Below are 23,802 nucleotides of genomic sequence, written 5' to 3' on the forward strand. Positions count from 1 at the left end.
TGGTGTCGGAGCGAGGGGCCAGCCCCTCGCGCTCCCCGGGATATTTGTGGCCAGAAGAAGCATGGGCGTTTTCATTCTGCCGCCTCCAGTTTCAGCGCGTTGCGGCGGTGGAGGGGGCGGGAGAAGAGCGCGGCGAGGTCGCCGGCCTGTTCGTAGAAATGGACGGGGGTGAAGACGAGTTCGATGGCCCACTTGGTGGCGAGGCCCTCGGCCTCGAGCGGGTTGGCGAGGCCCAGGCCGCAGACCGTGAGGTCGGGGCGGGCGGTGCGGCAGCGGTCGAGCTGGAGTTCGACATCCTGCCCTTCGGCGATGGTCGGGCCCTGGCTGAGCAGGTCGAGATCGGGGCCGACGACGGATTTGTGGATATAGGGCGCCCCGACCTCGACCGCTTCCATGCCGCATTCGCGGGTCAGGAAGCGGGCGAGGGGGATCTCCAGCTGGCTGTCGGGAAAGAAGAAAACCGACTTGCCGGAGAGCGTGGTCGCGGCTTTCGCCACGGCCTTGCGGGCGCGAGCGCGGGGCGCGCCGGTGACGGCGTCGAAACGCGCCTCATCGACGCCGAATTCCCGTGCCACGGCTTGAAGCCACGCGGTGGTGCCCTCTTCGCCAAACGGGAAAGGCGCGGGAAGGTGGCGCGCCCCGCGACGCTCCAGGGCGGCAAGGGTGCCACCGAGGAACGGCTGGGTGAGGGCGAAGACGGTATTCGGGCCCACGGCCAGGCCGCTATCGGCATGGCGCGCGGGCAGGACCGATATGTCGTCGATCCCCATCTTGCCCAGCAGGTCGAGGGCCTGATCCTCCACCACGTCGGGCAGGGCGCCCACGAGCAGAAGCTGGCGTTTGTCGGTCTCGGGCAGGGCCGGGACCATCGAGGCGAGGCAGGCATCCTCGCCCTCGGTGAAGGTGGTTTCGATGCCGGAGCCCGAGTAGTTGAGGACGCGCACCTTGGGCGCGTGGCGGGCGGTGAGCTTCTCGGCGGCGCGGGCGAGGTCGAGCTTGATGACCTCGGAGGGGCAGGAGCCCACGAGGAAGAGCTGGCGGATGTCGGTGCGGCGGGCGAGGAGGCGGTCGACGTCGCGCTCGAGCTCGGCCTGGGCATCGGCGAGGCCGGCGAGGTCGGTTTCCTCGAGGATGGCGGTGCCGAAGCGGGGTTCGGCGAAGATCATTACCCCGGCGGCGGATTGCAGCAGGTGGGCGCAGGTGCGCGAGCCCACGACGAGGAAGAAGGCATCCTGCATCTTGCGGTGAAGCCAGATGATTCCCGTCAGGCCGCAGAACACCTCGTGCTGGCCGCGCTGTTTCAGGACGGGCGTTTCGCGACAGCCGGCGGCGGGGGGCGGGGGCGCGTGATGGGTCATGTCGGGGCCCCCGATTGCAGCCGCGCGGCGCGCAGCTTGAGCAGGAATTGCCCGGCGTTGATGACGTAGGCCGCGTAGGCTGCAAGCGCCAGGACCATCAGCCCGGCGGGGGCGAGCGCCCCGGTGAGGAGCGCCCAGAGATAGGCGCTGTGCAGGGCGATGACGGCGAAGCTGAAGACGTCTTCCCAGAAGAAGGCGGGGGCGAAAAGCCATTGGCCGAACACCACTTTTTCCCAGATCGCGCCGGTGATCATGATCAGGTAGAGAAAGCCGGTTTTCACGAGAATCGAGAGGGTCGCGGCCTCGTAGCCGTCGCCGGTGAGCAGGAAGCGCAGGACGAGGGCGAGCGAGACGAGGAAGACGAGGAACTGGGCCGGGGCGAGCACGCCCTGCACCGTGGTCCAGATCGTGGCGTCGCGCCGGGCGCGTTCTGCCTCGGTGTAAAGCGCGTTGGTGCCGGTTTTATGAGGCGCTCGCGGTGACATGCATCCCCTCGCAGGCCAGTGTTGCTGGATCGATGCTAGGGGCTGGGTCGGCGAAGTGTCAACTTAAATTTACACATTGAGATTTCGAGAATGTAAATTCGAGTGGGCATTTTGGGGTGCTCGAGGGAAAGCGGCGCCGAAAAGCTGGATTTTCGGGGGGTTGCCCAAGGGGCGGCTTGCCAAATTGCCGGGGAATCCAATGGAATAGGCCGGGGACGCGGCGGTGTATGTCAAGATAAATTGACATTTTGACGGGGCGGGCGCACACTCTATCTTACCAGAGCAGGATGGATGAGGCCCGCGAAGAGGCCCGACCACAGCCATGGGGGGAGACATGGACGAGGATAATACCCAGGACCGCTCTGCCTTTTCCGACGCGCAATCGCCCGCCCTGCGTTTCCTTGTCGAATCCGCCCTGAAAACCGTGATCTCCGGAAAGGCCCGGTCGCAGCCGCGCAGCCGCGAGGACTGGGTCGCGCGCCTGTGCGACCAGCTGATGTCCGACTCGGAGACGAGCCACCAGGCCGTGCTGTCGCAGCTGATGGCGACGGGGGTGAGCTCGGAGGAGCTGTACCAGCATTACATTCCTGCCGCAGCGCGGAAGCTGGGGCAGCTGTGGCTCAATGACGAGGCGAGCTTCGTCGATGTCACCGTGGGCGCGTCGCGCCTGCAGGCGCTGTTTCGCGCGCGGGCCGGGGGCGGGCCGCTCGACCGGAGCATCCCGCTGGGCCAGTCGGTGCTGATGGTGGTGCCGCAGCACGAGCAGCATTCGCTGGGGGCCTTCGTGGCCGCCGACAACATGCGGCGGCACGGGGTCTGGGTGCATATGGGCATCGGGCTGAACCATGCCGAGATTGCCGAACTTGTGGCCACGAACCGGTTTTCCATGATCGGGCTGACCGCCGCGACATGGAATTCGGTTGTCAATGCAACTGAAATCGTGGATTACCTACGCTCCAACGTGGAGGGCGTTCCGCCGATCGTGATCGGGGGGCGGGCCGCTGCGGAGAAAGACAAGGTCGTCAGGCGCACGGGCGCGGATCATGCCGTGCAATCCGCGCGTGAAGCCGTCGAGAAATGCGGGCTGGTCACGGTTGGTGGCGCCGCGCTTTTCGATAAGGTAACCTGAGGGCGTAAGCGTTGATGACTTGACGAGGAAACATCGTGACCGAGCAAGGGCGCATATCCGAAAGATTTCGAGCGGGCGTCCTGCCAGACCCGGGCCAGATCGACGAACTTGTTGAAAGCGTTGCCGATTTGGCGGTTCTGGTAAGCGGGAGCGGTGTTGTCGAGGGAATTTCCGTCAATCCCGATTGTCCGTCGCTGGGCTGTCTCGACCATTGGGTCGGGCGGAAGTTCGAGACGTTCCTGACGCAGGAGAGCCGCGAGAAGTTTGCCGAGCGGCTGACGGTGATCGCGGCCAAGCCCGACCTGGCGCGGCGGCCGGTCGAAATGAATCACGTCGACAATGCCACTTGGGAATTCCCGATCCGCTACAGCCTGCACCGGGTGAAGGGCAGCGATTCGATTCTGCTGGTGGGGCGCGACATGCAGCCCATCGCCGAGGTGCAGCAGAGGCTCGTTTCCGAGCAGCTGGCGCGGGAGCGTGACCAGCAGAAGATGCGCAGCGGCGAGACCTTCTATCGCGTGGTGCTGGAGGCGGCGGAGACGCCGCTGGTTTTGGTCGAGCCGGAGAAGGGGCGGATCCACGATCTGAACTCGGCCGCGGCGACGCTGTTGGGGACGACGCCCGACACATTGCGCGGCAATGCCTTTGCGCAGGCCTTCGAGGGCTGGCGGCGCAACGAGATGATGGAGGCGCTGCAGGGGGCGGCCGCCGCGGACGGGATGAGCAGCGTCGACGTGATCGCGCGGCGGAACGGGCGGGAACTGGCGCTGGTGCCGGAATATTTCCGGGCCGCCGGAGAGCTGTTCCTGCTGTGCCGGGTGGTGACGACAGAAGAGACCGAGGGCGCCGGGCCGGAAGTGGCGCAGTCGCTGGCGGCGCTGTTCGGCGCGTCGAGCGACGCGATCGTGCTGACCGACGGGAAGGGCGTGATCCGGGATGCGAACGAGGCGTTCCTGATCATGACGGATGCCGCGCAGCTGCGCGACGTGAAGCACAAGTCGCTGGCGGATTTCCTGGCGCGGGGCACGGTGGATCTGAAGCTGATCCTCGAAACCGCCGGGAAGGCCGGGCGGATGAGCCGCTATTCCTCGCAGATCAGCAGCGTGGTGGGCTCGCGGTCGAGCGTCGAGATCTCGGTGGCGCAGCTGGGCCAGCGAAACGGGGAGCTTGGCTTTGGTTTCATCATTCGCGACGTTTCCCCCAGCCAGACGGTTGATGAGGGTGCGGGCGCCGGCGTGATGAGCGACGACGCGATGCAGAGCGTGATGGATCTTGTGGGCACCGCGTCGCTGAAGGAGCTGGTGTCGGCCACCTCGGACGTGGTCGAGAAGATGTGCATCGAGACGGCGGTGAAGCTGACCGGGAACAACCGGGTGGCGGCGGCCGAGATGCTGGGGCTGTCGCGGCAGAGCCTTTACGTGAAGCTGCGCAAGCACGGGCTGCTGAATGCGCGGCCGGGTGACGATTCCGAGGGCTGAGGCGTTCACGATCCGGGGCTTTGGGCAAGAAAAGCCTTTCGGGAATCCTGATTGTATAGTTTAATTGACACCATGAGTGTCACGTTGGATTTACAATCGCGCCGGCGGATGCCTCATCCGCGCGCCGTTCTGACCCTGATCAAGCCGATCACGTGGTTCCCGCCGATCTGGGCGTACCTTTGCGGTGTCGTCTCGAGCGGGGTGCCGGTGATGTCGGCGCCGTGGCTGGTGCTGGCCGGTGTGCTGCTGGCGGGGCCAGTGGTGTGCGGGATGAGCCAGGCGGCGAATGACTGGTGCGACCGGCATGTGGACGCGATCAATGAACCGCACAGGCCGATTCCGTCGGGGCAGATCCCGGGGCGGTGGGGCCTGTGGATCGCGCTTGTGATGAGCGGGTTTGCCTTGTGTCTTGGCGCGCTCCTAGGGCCGTGGGGCTTCGGGGCGACGGTGTTCGGGGTGCTGGCGGCCTGGGCCTATTCGGCCGAACCGGTGCGGCTGAAGCGGTCGGGTGTCTGGGGGCCGGGGCTGGTCGGGCTCTGTTACGAGGGGCTGCCGTGGTTCACGGGCGCGGCCGTGCTGTCGGCGGGGGCGCCTGCCTGGCCGATCGTGGTGATTGCGCTGCTCTATGCGCTGGGCGCGCATGGGATCATGACGCTCAATGATTTCAAGGCTTTGGAAGGGGATCGGCAGACGGGGGTGAACTCTCTGCCGGTGACGCTTGGGCCTGAGAGGGCGGCACGGGTTGCCTGTTGGGTGATGGCGGTGCCGCAGGTCGTGGTGATCGGGTTGATGGCCGTCTGGGATATGCCGGTCTTTGCCGGAATTATCGCGGTGCTGTTGCTGGCGCAGGTCTGGGCGATGCGGGTTCTGCTGACCGATCCGAAGGGCCGGGCGCCGTGGTATAACGGGACGGGCGTGATGCTGTATGTGAGCGGCATGATGATCGCCGCCGTGGCCCTTCGGATGATGGGGGCGGGGTGATGTTGAGCTGGCTCTCCATCGTTCGGCTGGGTCTGGTGCAGATGTGCCTTGGCGCGGTGGTGGTGCTGACGACCTCGACGCTGAACCGGCTGATGGTGGTGGAGCTGGCCTTGCCGGCGGTGCTGCCGGGGTTCTTGGTGGCGTTGCATTACGGGATACAGATCACGCGGCCCAACTGGGGGTTCCTGTCGGATACCGGCGGGCGCCGGACTAGGTGGATCGTCGGCGGCATGGCGGCGCTGGCGCTGGGGGCGTTCGGGGCGGCCTCGGGCGTGGTGCTGTTCGAGACGTCGTTCGGCGCCGCGCTGGCGGTGTCGGTAGTGGCCTATGCGCTGATCGGGCTGGGGGTGGGGGCGTCCGGCACCTCGCTTCTGGCGTTGCTGGCGACGGCGACCGAGCCGCGCCGGCGGGCGGCGGCGGCGACGATCACCTGGCTGATGATGATTGCCGGGATCGCGGTGACGGCGGGGACGGTGGGTGTTTTCCTCGATCCGTACAGCCCGGCCTTGCTGATGAAGATCGTTGGGGTCGTGACCGGGGGCGCCGTGCTGCTGACGGTGCTGGCGGTCTGGCGGGTCGAGCGCGGGCTGACGCCGGCGCCGCGACAGTCCGGGGAGGTGCGGTTCATCGACGGGCTGCGCGAGGTCTGGGCGGAGCCGGCGGCAAGAAATTTCACGATCTTCGTGTTCCTGTCGATGACGGCGTATTTCATGCAGGAGTTGATCCTTGAGCCCTATGCGGGGCTCGTGTTCGGGTTCACGCCGGGGCAGTCGACCTCGCTTTCCGGGGCGCAGAATGGCGGGGTTTTCCTTGGCATGCTGACCGTGGGGATCGCGGCGACGGGCTTGCGGATCGGGTCGCTCAGGACATGGGCGATGGCCGGGTGTCTGGGCTCGGCCGGGAGCCTGGGGATGATCACAGCACTTGGCGGGGCGGCGGTGCCGGGGACATTGATGCCGGCGGTGGTGTCGCTTGGGTTTTTCAACGGAATGTTCGCGGTGGCGGCCATTGGCTCGATGATGGCGCTGGCCGGGCAGGGGCGCGGATCGCGTGAGGGCACGCGGATGGGCCTTTGGGGCGCGGCGCAGGCGATTGCCGCCGGGTTCGGCGGCCTCGTGGGGGCTGCGGCGGCCGACCTGATGCGGGTCGCGATGGCCAATGACGCCGCGGCCTTCGGCACGGTTTTCACATTCGAGGCGATGCTCTTTGTCATCGCCGCCCTGATGGCGCTGAGGGTGATCGACCATGGCCGCGGCCGCGCCGGCGCGGTGGTTCCGGGAGAATAGCCATGTATGATGTCGTCGTTGTCGGAGGGGGGCCGTCGGGAGCGACGGCCGCCGAGGATCTGGCCCGGTCGGGCGCGAAAGTGGCGCTCATTGACAGGGCGGGGCGGATCAAGCCGTGCGGCGGGGCCATTCCGCCGCGGCTGATCGCCGATTTCGACATTCCCGACGAGATGCTGGTGGCGAAGATCACCACGGCGCGGATGATTTCGCCGACGGGGCGGCACGTGGATATTCCGATCGAGAACGGGTTTGTCGGCATGGTCGACCGGGAGGACTTCGACGAGTTCCTGCGCGAGCGGGCGGCGGGCGCCGGGGCGGAGCGGATGACCGGCACCTACAAGCGGGTCGAGCGGGACGAGGCCGGCACGCATGTGGTCTATCGCGACAAGGCGAGTGGCGCGGAGCGGCGGCTGGCGACGAAGCTGGTGATCGGGGCGGATGGTGCACGGTCGAACGTGGCCAAGGACGAGGTGCCGGGGGGCGACCGTATCCCTTACGTGATCGCCTATCACGAGATCATCGAGGCGCCGGGCAAGGTGGGGAGCTATGACCCCGACCGGTGTGATGTGATCTATGACGGGCGGATATCGCCGGATTTCTACGGCTGGGTGTTCCCGCACGGGAAGTCTGCGAGCGTCGGCATGGGGTCGATGGTGCGCGATGTGGATCTGAAGAAGGCGACGGCCGATCTGCGGATGGCGAGCGGGCTGGTGGACTGCCCGACGATCCGGCGGGAGGGCGCGCCGATCCCGCTCAAGCCCTTGGATCGGTGGGACAATGGGCGCGACGTGGTGCTGGCCGGCGATGCCGCGGGCGTCGTGGCGCCAAGCTCGGGCGAGGGGATTTACTATGCCATGGTCGGCGGCCGAGTGGCGGCGACGGCGGCGATGGCCTGCCTGTCGACGGGCCGGGTGAAGGATCTGCAACTGGCACGGCGGCTGTTCATGCGCGAGCACAAAACCGTGTTCCGGGTGTTGGCATCCATGCAGAATGCCTATTACAAGTCGGACGAGCGGCGGGAGCGGTTTGTATCGCTCTGCCATGATATCGACGTGCAAAGGCTGACCTTCGAGGCCTACATGAACAAGAAACTGGTTCGCGCGCGCCCGATGGCGCATCTCAGGATCGGGCTGAAGAACCTGGCCCATCTGACGCGGCTTGTCCCGGCGGCATATACATGACGAAACAGGAACCCATCGCGACCGACATGATCCCCACCTGGGTGGGAGGCGACCTTGTGGCGGTCGAGAAGATCGAGGCGCACCGGCGCGGGCTGTTGCACAAGGCCGTGTCGGTCTTCGTGCTGTGCGGGTCGGAGGTGCTGATCCAGCGCCGGGCGCTGGGCAAGTATCACACGCCGGGGCTTTGGGCGAACACCTGTTGCACCCATCCGCATTGGGGCGAGGCGCCGGAGGCCTGCGCGCATCGGCGGCTTTACGAGGAGCTGGGGCTCGAGTGTCTGACGCTCGAGCATCGGGACCAGGTGACGTACCGGGCCGATGTGGGCGGCGGGCTGACCGAGCATGAGCGGGTGGATATCTACCTTGCGCGTGTCGACGAAAAGCCCGAGCCGGTGCCGAACCCGGACGAGGTGATGGATACGGGCTGGGTCGACATGGCCGAGCTGGCCGAGCGGACGCGGCGCAACCCTGCGCTGTTTACGCCGTGGCTGCGGATTTACCTGGAAAACCACGCCGATCAGATCTTCGCCTGAGCGGAAACGCCTTGTAAAACAAGGTGTGGCTTGATCTGTGTCAAGTCTGAACCTCGCATGACGTGTCAACTTATATTGACACATCAGGGAGGGAAAACCGATGCGCGTGGTGCTGATCCATCCGAATTACCATTCCGGCGGGGCCGAGATCGCGGGGAACTGGCCGCCCGCCTGGGTGGCCTATATCGCCGGGTCGCTGAAGGCTGCAGGTTTCGACGATGTGCATTTCATCGACGCGATGACCAACGACCTGATGGATACCGAGATCGCCGCGCGGTTGCAGGAATTGCAGCCCGACGTGGTGGGCACGACGGCGATCACGCCCTCGATCTACAAGGCCGAGCGGATATTGGAGATCGCCAAGCAGGTGGTGCCGGATGCTCTGGGCATTCTCGGGGGCGTGCATGCGACCTTCATGTTCAAGCAGGTGCTGTCGGAGGCGCCCTGGGTCGACGTGATTGTGCGGGGCGAAGGCGAGGAGATCATCGTCGAGTTGATCCGGGCGGTGGACGAGGGCCGGTATTTTCAGGACCGGCGGCGGATCAAGGGGCTGGCCTTCCGCGATGGCGAGGAGATCGTCGCGACGCAGGCCGCCAGCACGGTGAAGGATCTGGACGGGATCACGCCGGACTGGTCGCTGCTGGAGTGGGAGAAATACATCTACGTGCCGCTCAACACGCGCGTGGCGATTCCCAACATGGCGCGGGGGTGCCCGTTCACCTGTTCCTTCTGCTCGCAATGGAAGTTCTGGCGCGACTACCGGGTGCGTGACCCCAAGGCCGTGGTCGACGAGATCGAGACGCTGGTGAACGAGCATGGCGTGGGCTTCTTCATCCTGGCCGACGAGGAGCCGACGATCAACAAGCGCAAGTTCACCGAGTTCTGCAACGAGCTGATCGCGCGGGGCCTGCCGGACAAGGTGAAATGGGGCATCAACACCCGCGTGACCGACATCATGCGCGATCGCAACGACCTGTGGCTCTGGCGCAAGGCCGGGCTGGTGCATGTGAGCCTTGGCACCGAGGCTGCGGCGCAGATGAAGCTGGACCTGTTCAACAAGGAAACCAAGGTGGCCGAGAACCGCGAGGCGATCCGGCTTCTGCGCGAGGCGGATATCTTCACCGAGGCGCAGTTCATCGTCGGGCTCGACAACGAGACCGAGGAGACGCTTGAGGAAACCTATCGCTTTGCGCGGGAGTGGAACCCCGACCTTGCCAACTGGTCGATGTACACACCCTGGCCCTTCACGCCGCTTTTTCAGGAACTGGGCGACAAGGTCGAGGTGTTCGACTTCGAGAAGTACAATTTCGTGACGCCCATCATGAAGCCCAAGGCGATGGACCGGGCGACGCTTCTGGACCGGGTGATGCACAATTACCGGCGGTTCTACATGATCAAGGCGCTGTTCCATTACCCGTGGCGGGGCACCGGGTTCCGGCGGAAATATCTGCTGGGATGTTTGCGGGCCTTTGCAAAGGCGGGCTTCGCGCGGACTTTCTATGACTTGGGCAAGGTGGGCTATTGGGGCCCGCAGTCAAAGGAGAAGGTGGATTTCCATTTCGACGGCGAGCGGCAGATTGCCGAGGCCCAGATGGCCGACTGGGAGGCGATGGCCGACCGCAAGGTGAAGGCCGCCGAACGCAAGGCGGCGGTGCGCGCGCAGGTGAAGGCGAAGAAGGCCGAACTGGCGGAATTGCAGGCCGGGGCGCGCGCCTGTGGCGGTGGCGAGCAGGGCTAGGCGATGGGCGCGCAACCCGGCCGGGTCGGGCCGAACGCCATATTGCAGAGCCGCGAGGCGCTGGAGGCGCTGGGCGGGGTCGAACTGGCGGTTAGGGTGTTCGAAGCGGCGGGGCTGTTGCCGCTCTACGATGTGCCGCCGGTCGAGATGGTCCCGCAGGACAAGGCGATGGCGTTGCACCGGGCGATCCGCGCGGCGCTTCCCGAGGACGAAGCGCTTTGGGCGGCGCGGGAAGGGGGGTATCGCACGGGGCGCTACATCCTGGCGAAACGGATTCCGAAATTTGCCCGGGAGATGCTGCAAATCCTGCCCGCGCCGCTGGCCGGTCGGCTTTTGCTGAAGGCGATCCAGAAACACGCCTGGACCTTTGCGGGCACCGGGCGGGTCATCACCGCGCCCGGCCCGCCAATGGAGATCGTGATCGAGGACAACCCGCTGGCCCAGCCGGGGTGCCCGTGGCATGGCTCGGTGTTCGAAACGCTGTTCGGGCGGCTGGTGGCGCCGCATGTGCGCGTGAGCCACCCTGCGTGTTGTGCGACAGGCGCCCCCGCCTGCCGGTTTCTCATCGACATCAGCGGCGCGTAAACCCTGCCCAAGCTTTGGGCCAAGCGGTGCCCGGTTGGGCGGCTTGGTGCGGTTTCGCGCATCGCCTATTTGACACGCGGCGTAAAACCCTGAAAAACAAGCCTTAACCAAGGCGCCCCCGAGCGCGGGACTGGCAGGAGGCAAACGGGACGTGCCCAGCAGACCCAATCCATTCGATGCGCGGTTGAGCGCGCTGGTCGGCCGGATCTATCCGGAGGCCGATCAGCGCGCCATTTGCCGCGATATCTGCGAGGCGTTCTGGCCCGAGGGGGCGCATCGGCGCAAGCGGGCGCGGGCGCCGTCGAACCGGCTTTGGTCGGAAAAGGATGCGGTGCTGATCACCTATGGCAACTCGATCATCGACGGCACATACAAGCCTTTGGACCTGCTGGAGGATTTCCTGACGAGCCGGATGCAGGGCGTGGTGAACGGGGTGCATATCCTGCCGTTCTTCCCGTTCAGTTCCGATGACGGGTTCGCGGTGACCGATTACCGGGCGGTGAACCCGCAGCTGGGCGACTGGACGGATATCACCCGCATCGCGAAACGGTTTCACCTGATGTCGGACCTCGTGCTGAACCACGTGTCGAGCCAGGGGCCGTGGTTTCACGACTACATGCAGGGGCGCGAGCCCTATGACCGGTTCTTCTACGAAGGCAACCCCGAGGACGACCTGAGCCAGGTGGTGCGCCCGCGCACGACGCCGCTTCTGCGCGAGGTGGAGACGCGGGACGGTACGAAACATGTCTGGTGCACCTTCAGCCACGACCAGATCGACCTCGATTTCACCAACCCCGAAGTGCTGCTGGAAATGCTGCGCATCATCCGGATGCATATCGACCGCGGCGTGCGCATCCTGCGGCTCGATGCGGTGGCGTTCCTGTGGAAGGAGCCGGGCACGCCCTGCATCCACCTGCCGCAGACCCATGCCATCGTGCAGCTGATGCGTCTGTTGTGCGATTACGCGACCGAGACGGTGGTGCTGCTGACCGAGACCAACGTGCCACGGACGGAGAACCTGAGCTACTTCGGCAACCGGAACGAGGCGCACGCGGTCTACAACTTCCCGCTGCCGCCGCTGATCCTGCATGCGCTGCAGTCGGGCACGGCGCGCTACCTGCATCGCTGGCAATCGGCGATGCCGCCGGCGCAGCTGGGCTGTGCCTATCTCAACTTCACCGCCAGCCATGACGGGATCGGGATGCGGCCCGCCGAAGGGGTGCTTCCGGCCGAGGAGCAGGCGCGGGTGATCGAGGCGGTGACGGCGGCCGGGGGGCTGGTGTCGATGCGCACGCTGCCCGACGGGCGTGAGGCGCCCTACGAGCTGAACTGTTCGCTCTACGAGGCGATGCGGCAGACCTTTCACGGCGAGGATGACCATCACCACGCGCGCTTCCTGTGTTCGCAGACCATCGTGATGTCGCTGGAGGGAATTCCGGCCTTCTACATCCATTCGCTTCTGGCCACGCCCAACGATCACGACGCGGTTGCGCGGCGGGGAATGAACCGGGCGATCAATCGGCACCGGTGGCACTATCCGGACCTTCTGGAGAAGCTGGCCGACGAAGGGTCGGACCAGGCGCGGGTTCTGGCGGACATGTCCGACAGGCTGCGGCTGCGCTCGAAACAGAAGGCGTTCCACCCGAACGCGACGCAGTTCACGCTGGCGCTCGACGAGCGGCTTTTCGGGGTCTGGCGGCAGAGCCTCGACCGGCACCAGTCGATCTTCGCCATCCACAATGTCAGCGCCGACGAGGTGCGGGTGAGTCCCTATTCGATCAACATGATCGAGGGGGAACGCTGGGTCGACCTGCTGTCGGGCGAGGATATCGTGATGGAAGGCGACGACATCGTCTTTGCCCCCTACCAGTGCCGCTGGATCACCAACCGGGGGTAGGGCCGGGCGGTGGCCAGTGTGTTTCCGCGGTTATTGGTGACAGGGAGAGGGGCGTTGCGGTAGCCATCACGGGGCAAAAAGAAATTTGTTTGACGTATGCGATAGATCGCGAAGGGGTGGGTCATGGGTTTTGGCAAGATGTTTCGCGCGGTTGCGGCGCTGTTGTGGGTTATCGTCATTCCAGGGGCGGGGATCGCGCAAGGCACCCTGCCGGACGTCGTGCCGAACAAGCCCATTTCCGGTGATCCGCTGATCGACTATCGCATCGAGGCGTGCAGCGGGACCTATGGGTTCGGGCCGTATCTTTACGCACCGTCGGATCACATCATCCGGTTCAGCGATTTCTGCCTGCTCGAAGACCAGGGCGTTGCGCTTGCCGCAGAGGAACTCTCGGGTCTCACGCTGACCAAGGATGGGCCCAACTTCCGCCTGTTCGAGGACTTCCCGTCGGGGGATGAACGCTATGCGCGCAACAATGTGTCCTTCCTTTTCGGCGAGGGCACCGAGGAATGCGAGTCTTCAGAGCCGAGAAATGCGTTCGAGTACACGATACCCAATGCCGACGCGTTGCGGGATTTCAAGGAAACCGGGTTCGGCTGGCAGGAAGGGTATGTCATCGGCGAAACGGCGGCGCGGCCTCGGGCGGATGAGGCGCGGGTGCTGCTCTGGATCATGCGGTTTTCGCAGTCCGAGATGGCAACGCGCACCCTTGAGTCCTACGAGCTTGGCGAGGACGGTGGCTTGTGGGCCTCGATCCGGTTTGGCGACGCAGGCGGCACGGTCGAGATCGACACCGGTTTCGGAGATCACTACGGCAAGGCCGATGGCGGGCTGTCGATCACCTATAACGGCGATGGCAGCTTCTCGGCGACAGGGCGTTTTTCAGCCGACAGTTCGCGGGTCGCGGGGCATGGCCCGACCGATATGGTTTCGATCTCGGGAGAGATCCCCTTCATGCGAGGGCACTTCCTTGGCGCGGATGGGTCCCGGATAAGCGGATACGGCTTGGTAATAGGCACCTTTCGGACAGCGGGCGGGCAGACACATCCGTTTCGCGCGGTCGCCTCGCTGGAAGGCTGTGCGGTGGAGGATGCCGTGGCGGCGGAGGATGCGCCGGATACGGAAGAGCTGGTTTCGGAAGGCGATGCACAGGCTTCGCCCGACGCCGTCCTTGAGCGCTTCACCAAAACCTGCACGCAGGTGCTTGGCGACCCCGACGCCTATCTTGCCGGTATCGAGACACCGGGCCCGGCGGGGGAGAGGGTGACCTCTGTGAGCCCCGACAAGAAACTTGTCTCTGTCTATGCGAGAGACGGGACCACCTATGACGAGGTCGAACTGCATATCGTCGGCAACAGGCAGGTCAGGGACTGTTCCGTGATCGGCGAGTTCCACGGGGCCGATACCGAAGAGCTTGCCGGGCAGTTCCGGCAGATGGTCGAAAGCCGGGAAGGGCTGACCATCTCGGGCGGGCATGCGCCGCAGGATTATGTCGACGGGGGCGCATTGACCACGGAAGAGGATATCTACCTCTACGCGATCGACGGGCTATGGCCCGAGCTTGGCCTGATCGCGACCGCGCATGTCATTGCCGGTGAATTGCAGCTTTACGTCCAGCGCACGATGAACTGAGGCGGCCGTTCCCCGCGCGGTGAAAAGCGCCTCAGGCGAACTCCGCCGCGTCTTCGTTGGCGGCCTGCTTGAGGTCGCGGAGGAACGCTGAATCGGCGGCGTGGACGCGGTTCCAGGTGGGGATGAAGGGGCTTTCGTTGGGGTTCTCGAGGAAGATCTGGCCCGCCCGGATGATGTTCTCGGCGAAGAGCTCGACCGACTTCTCCTCCTTGTGGCGGTCGACGCGCAGGCCGTTCATCTTGGCGTCGTTGTAGTAGCTTTCCAGCAGGTCGAGCGCCTGGCGGTAATAGGTGGCCTTGAGCGTGCGGAAGAGGTTGGGGGTGAACACGGTGCCGTCGGAGGCGAGCTTGCGGAAGATCGCCTTGCAGATGTCGGTGGACATGCGGCTCAGGCCCTTGCTGGCGTCCTCTTCCGAGAGGTCCTGGTGCTTGTGGTCATAGGCGTCGGAAATCTCGACCTGGCAGACCGATTGCGGGGCAAGGTTGCGCCAGGCTTCGGACAGCACGCCGATTTCAAGCCCCCAGTCGGAGGGGATGCGCAGGTCGGGCAGGGTTTGCGTGCGCAGGGCGAACTCGCCCGACAGCGGATAGCGGAAGCTGCGCAGGTAATCGAGGTAGTCTCGGTCGCCCACCACCTTCTTGAGCGCAATGAGCAGCGGGCTGACCAGCAGGCGCGTCACCCGGCCGTTCAGCTTGCCCTCGCCGATGCGGGGGTAATAGCCCTTGGCCATCTGGTAGGGGAAGGTCGGGTTGGCGACCGGGTAGACCAGCGAGGCCAGCATCGAGCGGTCATAGGTCAGGATATCGCAGTCGTGGATGGCCATGACCGAGCTGTCGGCGCAGGCGATGAGATAGCCCATGCAGGTCCAGACATTCTTGCCCTTGCCGGGCTCCTGCGGGTAGAGGCCGTGTTCCTTGAGCCGTTCGCCCAAGGCGAGCATGCGGGGGCTTTCGTTCCAGAGCACCATGTGGGTCTGGGGCAGCTCGGAGAAGAATTCCCGCGCGTGGCGGAACTGGGCCTCGTCGGCCTGATCGAGCCCGACAATGATCCGGTGCAGGTAGGGGACGGTCTTGAGCTCGTTGAGGATATTTGGCAGCGCCGGGCCTTCGAGCTCGGAATAGAGGCAGGGCAGCACCAGGGTGATGCGGCGGCTTTCGCCGAAGGCCTGAAGCTCGTATTCGAGGTCGTCCAGGCTGCGGGTGCGCAGGTTGTGGAGGGTGGTGATGTTGCCGTTCTGGTGAAAATCGCTCATGCCCTGACCTGCTTTCGTAATTCAATTCCGTGCGGGCGTGCGCCCGAGTTCCTGCATAAGCCCAAGCACGGCCTGACACCAGCCTGCGGGGCCTTCTTCGGTGGTGCGGCGAATGCGGCCGCTGTCCTCGCCCGGCATCTTGGGCAGGGGCGGGGCGGCGTCGTTGCGGATGATGACGCCGATATCGGCCCGCTCAAGCATCTCGGTATCGTTCGGTGCATCGCCGAGGGCGATGGTATGGCGCGGGCGGTAGGTTTCGATGATGTCGTCCATGCGGCCGGCCTTTGTGCCTCCGAAAGAGAGGGTGAGAAAACGGCCGCCGCGCCGGGCGGAGAGGCCGGCCGCATCTGCGGCTTCGAGGAAACGTTCGAGGGCGGCGTCGGTTCCCGTCCAGAGGCCGGGTTCTGAAAAGCGGCGCTGGCGGGCGCGGGCGGCATCCTGTTCCGGCAGGCCGGTGGTGGCGGCGACTTCGGCCGTGTCCATGTCGCCGAAGCCGTGAAAGCCTTCCGGAAGGTCGCCGAGGCGGGCGCGCAGGTCGCGGTATATGTTGTCATCGCCGGTGCTGCCGGTGACGTCGCCGGGGTCGAGCAGGCCGGCGCCGTTTTCGACGATGGCGGGCCAGTCGGAAAGGCCCATTTCGGCGCGGAGCGGGGCGATTTCGGCGGCGGTCTTGCTGCTGGCGAGGATGACGCCGCAGCCGCGCGCCTTCAGGGCATCGAGGGCGGGTTTGGCCGGGGCCCAGGAATAGTCGTCATGCCCCAGAAGGGTGCCATCGAGATCGGAGAAGATCAGGAAATCCGGGGCGTTCATATGTCCGTCGCGTCGGCTTGCAATTCGCCTACGAGGATAGCCGCGCAAGGTCAGGATCGTAAACGGGTTTTTCGGGTGCCGCAGGGGCAGTGCGCCGGGTTCAGGACATGGCGAAGCCGGTGATCAGCTGCCGCAGGCCGATGGCCGCGCCGATGAAGATGGCGACGAAGGTGACCGGCGCCGAGAAGGCCAGCACCGAGAAGGCCGAGAGCCCCTGGCCGATGGTGCAGCCGAGGGCCAGGACCGAGCCGAAGCCCATCAGCACCGCGCCCAGCACCTGCCGGCGCAGTTCGCGGGGGTCTTCGCAGGCCTCCCACCGGAAATGGCCCTTGATGAGGCTGCCGGCGAAGGCGCCGGCGAGCACGCCCAGAACGGAGCCGACGCCGAAGCTGATGCCGCCGCCGCTGGATGTCATGACATAGAGGAGGGTTTCGCCCAAGGGAGCCGAGTAGGTGTGCGACACGACGGGCAGGGCGCTGAGATGGCTGTGAACGATGGCCGAGGTGCCCCACCAGCCCGAGACGATGGCGAGGCCGACCATGACGGACCAGATGAGTGTGGCGGGTTTCGTGAGGAAGTCTTTGGAGGCCAGTGCCGCGGCCGATATGGCGAGGCCGATGACCAGCCCCGGCCCGACCGGCCCGCTGCCCGCGATCTGGCCGATGACACCGGCGATGGAGAAGGTCTCGAGATTGACCTCGGTGGTGGATATGAGCGCCACGCGGGCCGATGCGAGGGGACCGGAGAGCATGATATAGGCCGAGATGCCCATGACCAGCACGATGACGAAGGCGCGGAAATCGCCCCCGCCCGAGCGGGCGAGCGCGCCGAAGCCGCAATGGCCGGCGATCGACATGCCGTAGCCGAAGATGAGCCCGCCCGCGATGCTGGCGACGGGGGACCAGGGCGAGGAGAGGTAGAGGGTTTCGGCAAGGTCGACCGCGCCGAAACCTGCCAGAAGGTGAACGCCGATCACCGCCACGCCGATGGCGAGCACCCACATCCGCAGGCGGACGGAGCTGTGCTGGTAGAGGACATCCTCGATGGCGCCGAGGGTGCAGAACCGACCCAGCCGCGCCGCGAGCCCCAGGAGGCCGCCGCCGAACAGGCCCACGAGGGCCATCAGCGTCGCATCCGACAGACCTTGAAACACGTTTTCTCCTCCCGTGTCAGAGCCTCAGCCGCACCGGCAGAAAAGCTCGTAGACGGTATCCAGTATTCTGATGGCGCGGTTATCTGTCAAACGGTAGTAGATCGCCTTGCCCTCGCGCCTTGGAGTCACGAGCCCCTCGGTGCGCAGGCGCGAGAGCTGTTGCGAGACCGCCGCCTGACGGGCCGAGAGCAGGTCTTCGAGCTCGGTGACGGACTTTTCGCCGGAGGAGAGATGGCAGAGGATCAGCAGGCGGCCCTCGTGGCTGATGGCCTTGAGGAAAGCCGAGGCGTCGGCCGCGCTCTGCACGATTCGGTCAAGCTCGTCCTGCGGGACGGGGGCCGGGGGTTCGGGCGGCAGGGGGGCGTCATCGGCAGGGGGCGAGGGTGCGCGCCCGCGATGGAAGCCCAGTCTCATGACCCGCCCGGCTTGGTGGCCTCGGGGTGGGCGTCGAGCAGCTGGTCGAGCATCGGCCAGAAGAAATGCGCGCCCGGGTAGCCTTCGATCCGGCCCAGTTCCTGGCCGTCTTCGACCAGCACGAAGGTGGGGGTGAAGACCGGTTTCGAGGCGAAGTCTATGTCCTCGGGCAGGGCGCTGATCTCGACACGGCGAAGGGGGGCGCGGCGGGCCTCCTCGGTCTTGTGGTAGCTTATGCCGATCTCCTCGTTCCATTGCTGGCACCAGTGGCAGCCGGGCCGCTGGACCATGACAAGCTCGGCCGCCCGCAGGGGCAGGGCGGCAAGACCGGCCAGGAAAAGGCCCGTGACAATCGCGAGTGGCTTGGGCATGAAAGCTCCGGTTGACGGGATCGTGTCATATACAATAGTTTGAATATGAAATGCGATCAAGCTTGGTAGGCGGTGAATGATGCTGGACGTTTCGCTGATCAGTGCCTTTGTTGGCGGGCTGATCGTATTCTTTTCGCCCTGCGTCCTGCCGATTGTGCCGTTCTACTTAAGCTACATGGCCGGTGCGTCAATGCAGGAGATCAGCGGCGACGGGGCCTTGCCGCCGGGCGTGCGGCGGCGGGCGTTCCTTGCGTCGGTCATGTTCTCGCTGGGAATCATCACCGTTTTCGTGCTGCTGGGGGCGGCCGCCTTCGGGCTGAGCCAGGCGTTCCGGTCGGTGCAGACCGAGTTCCGGCTGGTGGCGGCGCTGATCGTGTTCATCCTCGGGCTGCATTTCCTGGGCGTGCTGAAGATCGGGTTCCTGAACCGGGTGTTCCAGATGGAGGCGGGCTCGACCCAGAAGATGTCGGTGATGGGGGCGTACCTGGTGGGGTTCGCCTTTGCCGCGGGCTGGACGCCCTGCGTGGGCGGGGTTCTGACGGCGGTGGTTTTCACCGCCTCGACCGAGGCGACGGCGATGCGGGGGCTGGTGTTGCTGCTGGTGTTCGGGCTGGCGATGACGACGCCCTTCATGATCGCGGCGCTGTTCATCGGGCCGTTTTTGCGTTTCGCCTCGAAATTCCGGCGCCATTTGCCTAAGGTGGAAAAGGCGATGGGGCTTCTGCTGATCGTGTTCGCCGTGCTGATCGCGACCGACAGCGTCAATTACATCGCCGAGTGGATGCTCGATGCGTTCCCGGCCTTTCAGAACATCTGACGGAGGAGAGATGTCATGACACGCCTGATGAGTTTGGTTGCCGCGCTGATGCTGGCGCTGCCGGTCTATGCCGCCGAGATGGGCGATGACGGGCTGCACAAGGCCGACTGGATGCGCGAGACGTTCAAGGACCTGAACGAGGATCTGGCCGAGGCCAATGCCGAGGGCAAGCGGCTGATGCTGCTCTTTGAACAGCGTGGCTGTGTCTATTGCCGGAAGATGCACGAGGAGGTTTTTTCCGACGCGGAGGTGGCGGATTACATCCGCGACAATTACTTCGTGGTGCAGATGAACCTGCACGGCGACACCGAGATCGTCGATTTCGACGGCGAGGCGATGACCGAGAAGGCGGCGGCGCGGAAGTGGGGCCTGTTGTTCACGCCGACGATTCTCTACCTGCCGGAAGAGGTGGAAGAGGGTAAAAACGCGGCACAGGCGGCGGTGGCCTCGCAGCCCGGGGCGTTTTCCAAGGGGACAACGCTTGACCTGATGACCTGGGTCGAAGAAAAACGGTATGAGTTGGATAATGGCGAAGATTTTCAACGTTATCACGCAAGAAGGATAAAGGAACGCGACGACGGCAAGACGGACTGATCGCGACAGATTGTTGCGATAAATTCAAAAATCGGAATTTAATCTTGCCGGGGTCTGTCGTTGTGTCCTATGATATACAAAAAGTTGAATGTGTAACGGGAGGACACATGCGCACACTCACCACAACAGCCATCGCCGTACTGGCAACGACAGTTGCCGTCACGGCGGCCGAGGTTGCCCCGAAAGAGGTCAAGTTCGACGAATACGGCTCTGTCGAGACCTCGCTGACCGGCACGCCGGGCGATCCGGAAAACGGGGCGGTCATCATGAAGACCAAATCGATGGGGAACTGCATTTCCTGTCACCAGGTCACGGCGCTGGAGGATGCACCGTTTCATGGCGAAATCGGCCCGATGCTGGATGGCGCGGGCGATCGCTGGACGGAAGCCGACCTGCGCGGGATCGTGAGCAACGCCAAGAAGACGTTCCCGGGCACGATGATGCCGGCCTACTACAAGGTCGACGGCTACATTCGCCCCGGTGACGCGTTCACCGGCAAGGCGGCCGAGGAGCCGCTTCCGCCGCTGCTGAGCGGACAGCAAGTTGAAGACGTCGTCGCCTTTCTGATGACGCTCAAGGAAGAATGACGTCTCTCGCGAGAGACTGCCAAAGGAGATGAAGATGGAATTCACAAGACGCGAAACGCTGGTGATCGGTGCGGCCACGGCCGCCGTCGCCGCGCTGCCGATGCCGGCGATGGCCTCGGCGACCGATGACCTGATCGCCGAGTTCACCGGCGGGGCCGACGTGGCCGACAGCGGCGTCGATCTCGACGCGCCGGAGATTGCCGAGAACGGCAACACCGTTCCGATCGAAGTGGGCGCCGAGGGCGCGGTTTCGATCATGGTACTGGCGGCCGGCAACCCGACCCCGCCCGTGGCGACGTTCAATTTCGGCCCGCTGGCCGGCGCCAGCCGCGCCAAGACGCGCATCCGCCTTGCCACCACGCAGGACGTGATCGCCGTGGCGAAGATGGCCGATGGCAGCTTTGCCAAGTCGACGAAAACCGTGAAAGTCACCATTGGCGGCTGCGGCGGCTGAGCGAGAAGGAGACAAGACAGATGGCAAAAGGTGTACGCCCCCGCGTGAAAGTCCCCAAGAAGGCCTCGGCCGGAGACGTGATCACGATCAAGACCCTGATCAGCCACAAGATGGAATCGGGTCAGCGCACGGATAGCGACGGCAACAAGATCCCGCGGTCGATCATCAATCACTTCACCTGTACCTTTAACGGGGAAACGGTGATCGACGTGAAGATGGAGCCCGCGATCTCGACCAACCCGTATTTCGAGTTCGACGCCAAGGTGCCCGAGGCGGGCGAGTTCAAGTTCGTCTGGAACGACGACGATGGCTCGGTCTACGAGGACAGCCAGGAAATCGCGGTCGGCTGAGGATCTGCAAGCGACCCCTTCGCCCGGACGCCCGGGCGCGGGGCAAGCCAGGGAGGATAAATATACATGAAATTCAGAGCACTCACCGCCGTTGCCGCACTGCTTGTCGCGCCCGGTCTGGCCATGGCCGGCCCGGATGACGACACGCTGGTCATCAATGGCGATATGGAAATGGTGACGAAGACAGCCGCGCCCGAGCATATGTCGGAGACCGGGATCGACGAGATCATCTCGGGCTGGCATTTCCGGTCGGACGAGACCCAGGCGCTGGAAGCGGATGATTTCGACAACCCCGGCATGGTGTTCGTCGATATCGGCCAGGAGCAATGGGACACGGTGGAAGGCACCGAGAACAAGTCCTGCGCGAGCTGCCATGACGATCCGGCCGAAAGCATGAAGGGTGTGCGCGCGGTCTATCCGAAGTGGAACGACAACGCCGAGGAAGTCCGGACGCTGGCCCAGCAGATCAACACCTGCCGGGAAGAGCGGATGGGCGCAGAGCCTTATGGCTATACCAGCGGCCAGATGGCCAACATGGAAGCGCTGATCTCGGTTCAGTCGCGCGGGATGCCGGTCGACGTGGCCATCGACGGCCCGGCCGAAAGCACCTGGGCCTGGGGCAAGGAGCTGTACTACACGCGCACCGGCCAGCTTGAGCTGAGCTGCGCGAATTGCCACGAAGACAACTATGGCAACATGATCCGGGCCGACCACCTGAGCCAGGGCCAGATCAACGGCTTCCCGGTCTACCGCCTGAAGAACGCCAAGCTGAACACGGCACATGCCCGGTTCAAGGGCTGCGTGCGGGATACGCGCGCCGAGACCTACAAGCCCGGCAGCCCCGAATTCGTGGCGCTGGAACTCTATGTCGCGAGCCGCGGCAATGGCCTGTCGGTCGAAGGGCCGTCGGTACGTAACTAAGCGGATAGCCCCGCATCGCCTGCGCGTTGCGGGGTTTTCCTTACCTAAACACATTCAAAATTCCGCATGTCATAGCGGGTCAGGATGCGCAAAACATGATTTCTCGCCGCGATTTCCTTCAGGTCAGCATGGCCGCTTCGGCGCTGGTGGGCGCCAGCGGGTTCGGCAACTGGGCGAAGCTGGCAGCACAGCAATCGCTGACGCAGGACGATCTTCTGCAGTTCGACACGTTCGGCAACGTGAGCCTCATTCACGTGACCGATATCCATGCCCAGCTGAAGCCGATCTATTTCCGCGAGCCGGAGGTGAATATCGGCGTGGGGTCGAACAAGGGGAAGGTGCCGCATATCACCGGCGCCGAGTTCCGGAAGATGTACGGCATCGAGGATGGCAGCCCGCTGAACTATGCGCTGACCTATGACGATTTCTCGTCGCTGGCGCAGGCCTATGGCAAGATGGGCGGGATGGACCGTGTGGCGACGGTGGTGAACGCCATCCGCGCCGACCGGCCCGATGCGATCCTGCTGGACGGCGGCGATACGTGGCACGGCTCCTACACCTGCTATCACACGGAAGGCCAGGACATGGTCAACGTGATGAACGCGCTCAAGCCCGACGCGATGACCTTCCACTGGGAGTTCACGCTGGGGCAGGACAGGGTGCGCGAGCTGGTCGAGGGGCTGCCCTTCGCGGCGCTCGGTCAGAACATTTTCGACGCCGAGTGGGATGAGCCCTCGGAGGAGTTCGCGCCGTACCAGTTCTTCGAGCGGGGCGGAACCAAGATCGCGGTGATCGGGCAGGCCTTCCCCTACATGCCCATCGCCAACCCCGGCTGGATGTTCCCCGATTTCAGCTTCGGTATCCGCGACGAGCGGATGCAGGAGATGGTGAACGAGGTGCGCGGGCAGGGGGCCGAGCTGGTCGTTCTGCTGAGCCATAACGGGTTCGACGTCGACAAGCAGATGGCGACCGTGGTGGAAGGGATCGACGTGATCCTGTCGGGCCACACCCACGATGCCGTGCCCGAGCCGGTGCTGGTGGGCGAGACGATGATCGTGGCGAGCGGCTCGAACGGCAAGTTCGTCAGCCGGGTGGACCTCGACGTGCGCGACGGGCGGATGATGGGCTTCCGGCACAAGCTGATCCCGATCTTCTCGGACGTGATCGAACCCGATGCGGAGATGACCGCGCTGATCGACGAGCAGCGCGCGCCCTACGAGGCCGAGATGGGCGAGGTGATCGGGCAGACCGACAGCCTGCTCTACCGCCGTGGCAACTTCAACGGCACGTGGGACGACCTGATCTGCGATGCGCTTCTGTCGGAGCGGGAGGCGGATATCGCCCTGTCGCCCGGCGTGCGCTGGGGGCCAAGCCTGATCCCCGGCGACGACATCACGCGCGAGGACATCTGGAACGTCACCTCGATGTCCTATCCCAACGCCTATCGCAATGAAATGACGGGGGAATTCCTGAAGGTGGTGCTCGAGGACGTGGCCGACAACATCTTCAACCCCAACCCCTATTACCAGCAGGGCGGCGACATGGTGCGCACCGGCGGCATGGGCTACCGGATCGACGTGTCCAAGCCGCAGGGCGAGCGGATTTCCGAGATGACCCTGCTGAAGACCGGCGAGGCGATCGACCCGGCGAAAACTTATGTCGTGGCCGGCTGGGCCAGCGTGAACGAGGGCACCGAGGGCCCGCCGATCTGGGACGTGGTGGAAAGCCACGTGCGCAAGCTGGGCACAGTCAGCCTTTCCGAAAACACTAGCGTCACCGTGACGGGTATCTGAGCA

The 23,802-nt window shown here is 64.9% G+C and carries 24 protein-coding genes; 17 read left to right on the plus strand and 7 right to left on the minus strand.

Features of this window, described 5'->3' with window-relative positions; genetic code table 11:
* Positions 1–71: 71 nt before the first annotated feature.
* Entirely contained in the window at positions 72–1,358 is a 1,287-nt protein-coding gene (locus RIdsm_RS08850; protein WP_057813960.1) for a ferredoxin:protochlorophyllide reductase (ATP-dependent) subunit N, read from the minus strand.
* Positions 1,355–1,843, minus strand: a complete 489-nt coding sequence (gene bchF / locus RIdsm_RS08855; protein WP_057813958.1) for a 2-vinyl bacteriochlorophyllide hydratase — start codon at positions 1,841–1,843, stop codon at positions 1,355–1,357. Before bchF ends, RIdsm_RS08850 begins: the two co-directional genes overlap by 4 nt.
* 334 nt (positions 1,844–2,177) lie before the next feature.
* On the opposite strand from bchF, the gene RIdsm_RS08860 reads away from it, so the two are divergent.
* From RIdsm_RS08860 to RIdsm_RS08905, 10 genes are all read left to right on the plus strand, one after another.
* A complete protein-coding gene (locus tag RIdsm_RS08860) occupies positions 2,178–2,972 on the plus strand; it encodes a cobalamin B12-binding domain-containing protein (protein WP_082647282.1) in 795 nt (264 codons plus the stop codon).
* Between the two features lie 35 nt (positions 2,973–3,007).
* On the plus strand, positions 3,008–4,450 hold the full coding sequence (ppsR, locus tag RIdsm_RS08865) for a transcriptional regulator PpsR (protein ID WP_057813956.1): 1,443 nt from the start codon (positions 3,008–3,010) through the stop codon (positions 4,448–4,450).
* Between the two features lie 72 nt (positions 4,451–4,522).
* Positions 4,523–5,431, plus strand: coding sequence for a chlorophyll synthase ChlG (gene chlG / locus RIdsm_RS08870; protein WP_057813954.1), 909 nt, complete (start codon positions 4,523–4,525; stop codon positions 5,429–5,431).
* Complete coding sequence (locus tag RIdsm_RS08875; RefSeq protein WP_057813952.1) at positions 5,428–6,717, plus strand: BCD family MFS transporter; 1,290 nt, start codon at positions 5,428–5,430, stop codon at positions 6,715–6,717. Before chlG ends, RIdsm_RS08875 begins: the two co-directional genes overlap by 4 nt.
* 2 nt (positions 6,718–6,719) lie before the next feature.
* Positions 6,720–7,898 carry a geranylgeranyl diphosphate reductase gene (locus tag RIdsm_RS08880; protein ID WP_057813950.1) on the plus strand — a complete coding sequence of 393 codons (1,179 nt, stop codon included), beginning with the start codon at positions 6,720–6,722 and terminating at the stop codon, positions 7,896–7,898.
* Positions 7,895–8,431, plus strand: a complete 537-nt coding sequence (gene idi / locus RIdsm_RS08885) for an isopentenyl-diphosphate Delta-isomerase (protein WP_057813948.1) — start codon at positions 7,895–7,897, stop codon at positions 8,429–8,431. The genes RIdsm_RS08880 and idi overlap by 4 nt, the downstream gene beginning before the upstream one ends.
* 100 nt (positions 8,432–8,531) lie before the next feature.
* Entirely contained in the window at positions 8,532–10,169 is a 1,638-nt protein-coding gene (gene bchE / locus RIdsm_RS08890) for a magnesium-protoporphyrin IX monomethyl ester anaerobic oxidative cyclase (protein WP_057813946.1), read from the plus strand.
* Between the two features lie 3 nt (positions 10,170–10,172).
* Positions 10,173–10,754 carry a bacteriochlorophyll 4-vinyl reductase gene (gene bchJ / locus RIdsm_RS08895; RefSeq protein ID WP_057813945.1) on the plus strand — a complete coding sequence of 194 codons (582 nt, stop codon included), beginning with the start codon at positions 10,173–10,175 and terminating at the stop codon, positions 10,752–10,754.
* Positions 10,755–10,905: 151 nt separating this feature from the next.
* Positions 10,906–12,651, plus strand: a complete 1,746-nt coding sequence (locus tag RIdsm_RS08900; protein WP_057813943.1) for a sugar phosphorylase — start codon at positions 10,906–10,908, stop codon at positions 12,649–12,651.
* A gap of 123 nt (positions 12,652–12,774) precedes the next feature.
* Complete coding sequence (locus RIdsm_RS08905; protein ID WP_057813941.1) at positions 12,775–14,283, plus strand: hypothetical protein; 1,509 nt, start codon at positions 12,775–12,777, stop codon at positions 14,281–14,283.
* A gap of 31 nt (positions 14,284–14,314) precedes the next feature.
* Here the strand turns inward: RIdsm_RS08905 and RIdsm_RS08910 are convergent, their stop codons facing one another.
* The 5 genes from RIdsm_RS08910 to RIdsm_RS08930 all read right to left on the minus strand — a co-directional run bounded on the left by RIdsm_RS08910 (position 14,315) and on the right by RIdsm_RS08930 (position 18,283).
* A complete protein-coding gene (locus tag RIdsm_RS08910; RefSeq protein WP_057813939.1) occupies positions 14,315–15,535 on the minus strand; it encodes a glycosyltransferase family protein in 1,221 nt (406 codons plus the stop codon).
* A gap of 21 nt (positions 15,536–15,556) precedes the next feature.
* Positions 15,557–16,345: an HAD-IIB family hydrolase gene (locus RIdsm_RS08915; RefSeq protein WP_057813937.1), complete on the minus strand. Its 789-nt coding sequence runs from the start codon at positions 16,343–16,345 to the stop codon at positions 15,557–15,559.
* Between the two features lie 100 nt (positions 16,346–16,445).
* Positions 16,446–17,498 carry a YeeE/YedE family protein gene (locus RIdsm_RS08920; RefSeq protein ID WP_143100408.1) on the minus strand — a complete coding sequence of 351 codons (1,053 nt, stop codon included), beginning with the start codon at positions 17,496–17,498 and terminating at the stop codon, positions 16,446–16,448.
* A 24-nt stretch (positions 17,499–17,522) separates the two neighbouring features.
* Complete coding sequence (locus RIdsm_RS08925) at positions 17,523–17,912, minus strand: ArsR/SmtB family transcription factor (RefSeq protein WP_082647281.1); 390 nt, start codon at positions 17,910–17,912, stop codon at positions 17,523–17,525.
* Positions 17,909–18,283 carry a thioredoxin domain-containing protein gene (locus RIdsm_RS08930; protein ID WP_057813935.1) on the minus strand — a complete coding sequence of 125 codons (375 nt, stop codon included), beginning with the start codon at positions 18,281–18,283 and terminating at the stop codon, positions 17,909–17,911. The genes RIdsm_RS08925 and RIdsm_RS08930 overlap by 4 nt, the downstream gene beginning before the upstream one ends.
* Before the next feature lie 79 nt (positions 18,284–18,362).
* On the opposite strand from RIdsm_RS08930, the gene RIdsm_RS08935 reads away from it, so the two are divergent.
* The 7 genes from RIdsm_RS08935 (at position 18,363) to soxB (ending at position 23,799) form a co-directional block, all read left to right on the plus strand.
* Positions 18,363–19,100 carry a cytochrome c biogenesis CcdA family protein gene (locus RIdsm_RS08935; RefSeq protein WP_057814369.1) on the plus strand — a complete coding sequence of 246 codons (738 nt, stop codon included), beginning with the start codon at positions 18,363–18,365 and terminating at the stop codon, positions 19,098–19,100.
* 15 nt (positions 19,101–19,115) lie between these two features.
* Positions 19,116–19,694, plus strand: coding sequence for a thioredoxin family protein (locus RIdsm_RS08940; protein ID WP_057813933.1), 579 nt, complete (start codon positions 19,116–19,118; stop codon positions 19,692–19,694).
* Between the two features lie 107 nt (positions 19,695–19,801).
* On the plus strand, positions 19,802–20,281 hold the full coding sequence (soxX, locus tag RIdsm_RS08945) for a sulfur oxidation c-type cytochrome SoxX (protein WP_057813931.1): 480 nt from the start codon (positions 19,802–19,804) through the stop codon (positions 20,279–20,281).
* Between the two features lie 34 nt (positions 20,282–20,315).
* Positions 20,316–20,735, plus strand: coding sequence for a thiosulfate oxidation carrier protein SoxY (soxY, locus tag RIdsm_RS08950; RefSeq protein ID WP_057814367.1), 420 nt, complete (start codon positions 20,316–20,318; stop codon positions 20,733–20,735).
* 20 nt (positions 20,736–20,755) lie between these two features.
* Positions 20,756–21,085, plus strand: coding sequence for a thiosulfate oxidation carrier complex protein SoxZ (soxZ, locus tag RIdsm_RS08955; protein WP_057813929.1), 330 nt, complete (start codon positions 20,756–20,758; stop codon positions 21,083–21,085).
* A gap of 66 nt (positions 21,086–21,151) precedes the next feature.
* The gene (gene soxA, locus RIdsm_RS08960; protein ID WP_057813927.1) at positions 21,152–22,006 is read left to right on the plus strand and encodes a sulfur oxidation c-type cytochrome SoxA; all 855 of its coding nucleotides are present in this window, start codon (positions 21,152–21,154) and stop codon (positions 22,004–22,006) included.
* A gap of 95 nt (positions 22,007–22,101) precedes the next feature.
* The gene (gene soxB / locus RIdsm_RS08965; RefSeq protein WP_057813926.1) at positions 22,102–23,799 is read left to right on the plus strand and encodes a thiosulfohydrolase SoxB; all 1,698 of its coding nucleotides are present in this window, start codon (positions 22,102–22,104) and stop codon (positions 23,797–23,799) included.
* Positions 23,800–23,802: the final 3 nt, after the last annotated feature.

The organism is Roseovarius indicus (assembly GCF_008728195.1).
Lineage (GTDB): Bacteria > Pseudomonadota > Alphaproteobacteria > Rhodobacterales > Rhodobacteraceae > Roseovarius > Roseovarius indicus.

What these genes read in the sequence shown, in the direction of transcription:
- chlG (WP_057813954.1), top strand. Translation starts at nt 4,523, where the DNA reads ATGAGTGTCACGTTGGATTTACAATCGCGCCGGCGGATGCCTCATCCG.
- RIdsm_RS08880 (WP_057813950.1), top strand. Translation starts at nt 6,720, where the DNA reads ATGTATGATGTCGTCGTTGTCGGAGGGGGGCCGTCGGGAGCGACGGCC.
- RIdsm_RS08905 (WP_057813941.1), top strand. Translation starts at nt 12,775, where the DNA reads ATGGGTTTTGGCAAGATGTTTCGCGCGGTTGCGGCGCTGTTGTGGGTT.
- RIdsm_RS08925 (WP_082647281.1), bottom strand. Translation starts at nt 17,912, where the DNA reads ATGAGACTGGGCTTCCATCGCGGGCGCGCACCCTCGCCCCCTGCCGAT.
- bchE (WP_057813946.1), top strand. Translation starts at nt 8,532, where the DNA reads ATGCGCGTGGTGCTGATCCATCCGAATTACCATTCCGGCGGGGCCGAG.
- idi (WP_057813948.1), top strand. Translation starts at nt 7,895, where the DNA reads ATGACGAAACAGGAACCCATCGCGACCGACATGATCCCCACCTGGGTG.
- RIdsm_RS08940 (WP_057813933.1), top strand. Translation starts at nt 19,116, where the DNA reads ATGACACGCCTGATGAGTTTGGTTGCCGCGCTGATGCTGGCGCTGCCG.
- RIdsm_RS08935 (WP_057814369.1), top strand. Translation starts at nt 18,363, where the DNA reads ATGCTGGACGTTTCGCTGATCAGTGCCTTTGTTGGCGGGCTGATCGTA.
- soxB (WP_057813926.1), top strand. Translation starts at nt 22,102, where the DNA reads ATGATTTCTCGCCGCGATTTCCTTCAGGTCAGCATGGCCGCTTCGGCG.
- RIdsm_RS08850 (WP_057813960.1), bottom strand. Translation starts at nt 1,358, where the DNA reads ATGACCCATCACGCGCCCCCGCCCCCCGCCGCCGGCTGTCGCGAAACG.
- RIdsm_RS08930 (WP_057813935.1), bottom strand. Translation starts at nt 18,283, where the DNA reads ATGCCCAAGCCACTCGCGATTGTCACGGGCCTTTTCCTGGCCGGTCTT.
- soxA (WP_057813927.1), top strand. Translation starts at nt 21,152, where the DNA reads ATGAAATTCAGAGCACTCACCGCCGTTGCCGCACTGCTTGTCGCGCCC.
- bchF (WP_057813958.1), bottom strand. Translation starts at nt 1,843, where the DNA reads ATGTCACCGCGAGCGCCTCATAAAACCGGCACCAACGCGCTTTACACC.
- RIdsm_RS08860 (WP_082647282.1), top strand. Translation starts at nt 2,178, where the DNA reads ATGGACGAGGATAATACCCAGGACCGCTCTGCCTTTTCCGACGCGCAA.
- soxY (WP_057814367.1), top strand. Translation starts at nt 20,316, where the DNA reads ATGGAATTCACAAGACGCGAAACGCTGGTGATCGGTGCGGCCACGGCC.
- soxZ (WP_057813929.1), top strand. Translation starts at nt 20,756, where the DNA reads ATGGCAAAAGGTGTACGCCCCCGCGTGAAAGTCCCCAAGAAGGCCTCG.
- bchJ (WP_057813945.1), top strand. Translation starts at nt 10,173, where the DNA reads ATGGGCGCGCAACCCGGCCGGGTCGGGCCGAACGCCATATTGCAGAGC.
- soxX (WP_057813931.1), top strand. Translation starts at nt 19,802, where the DNA reads ATGCGCACACTCACCACAACAGCCATCGCCGTACTGGCAACGACAGTT.
- RIdsm_RS08910 (WP_057813939.1), bottom strand. Translation starts at nt 15,535, where the DNA reads ATGAGCGATTTTCACCAGAACGGCAACATCACCACCCTCCACAACCTG.
- RIdsm_RS08915 (WP_057813937.1), bottom strand. Translation starts at nt 16,345, where the DNA reads ATGAACGCCCCGGATTTCCTGATCTTCTCCGATCTCGATGGCACCCTT.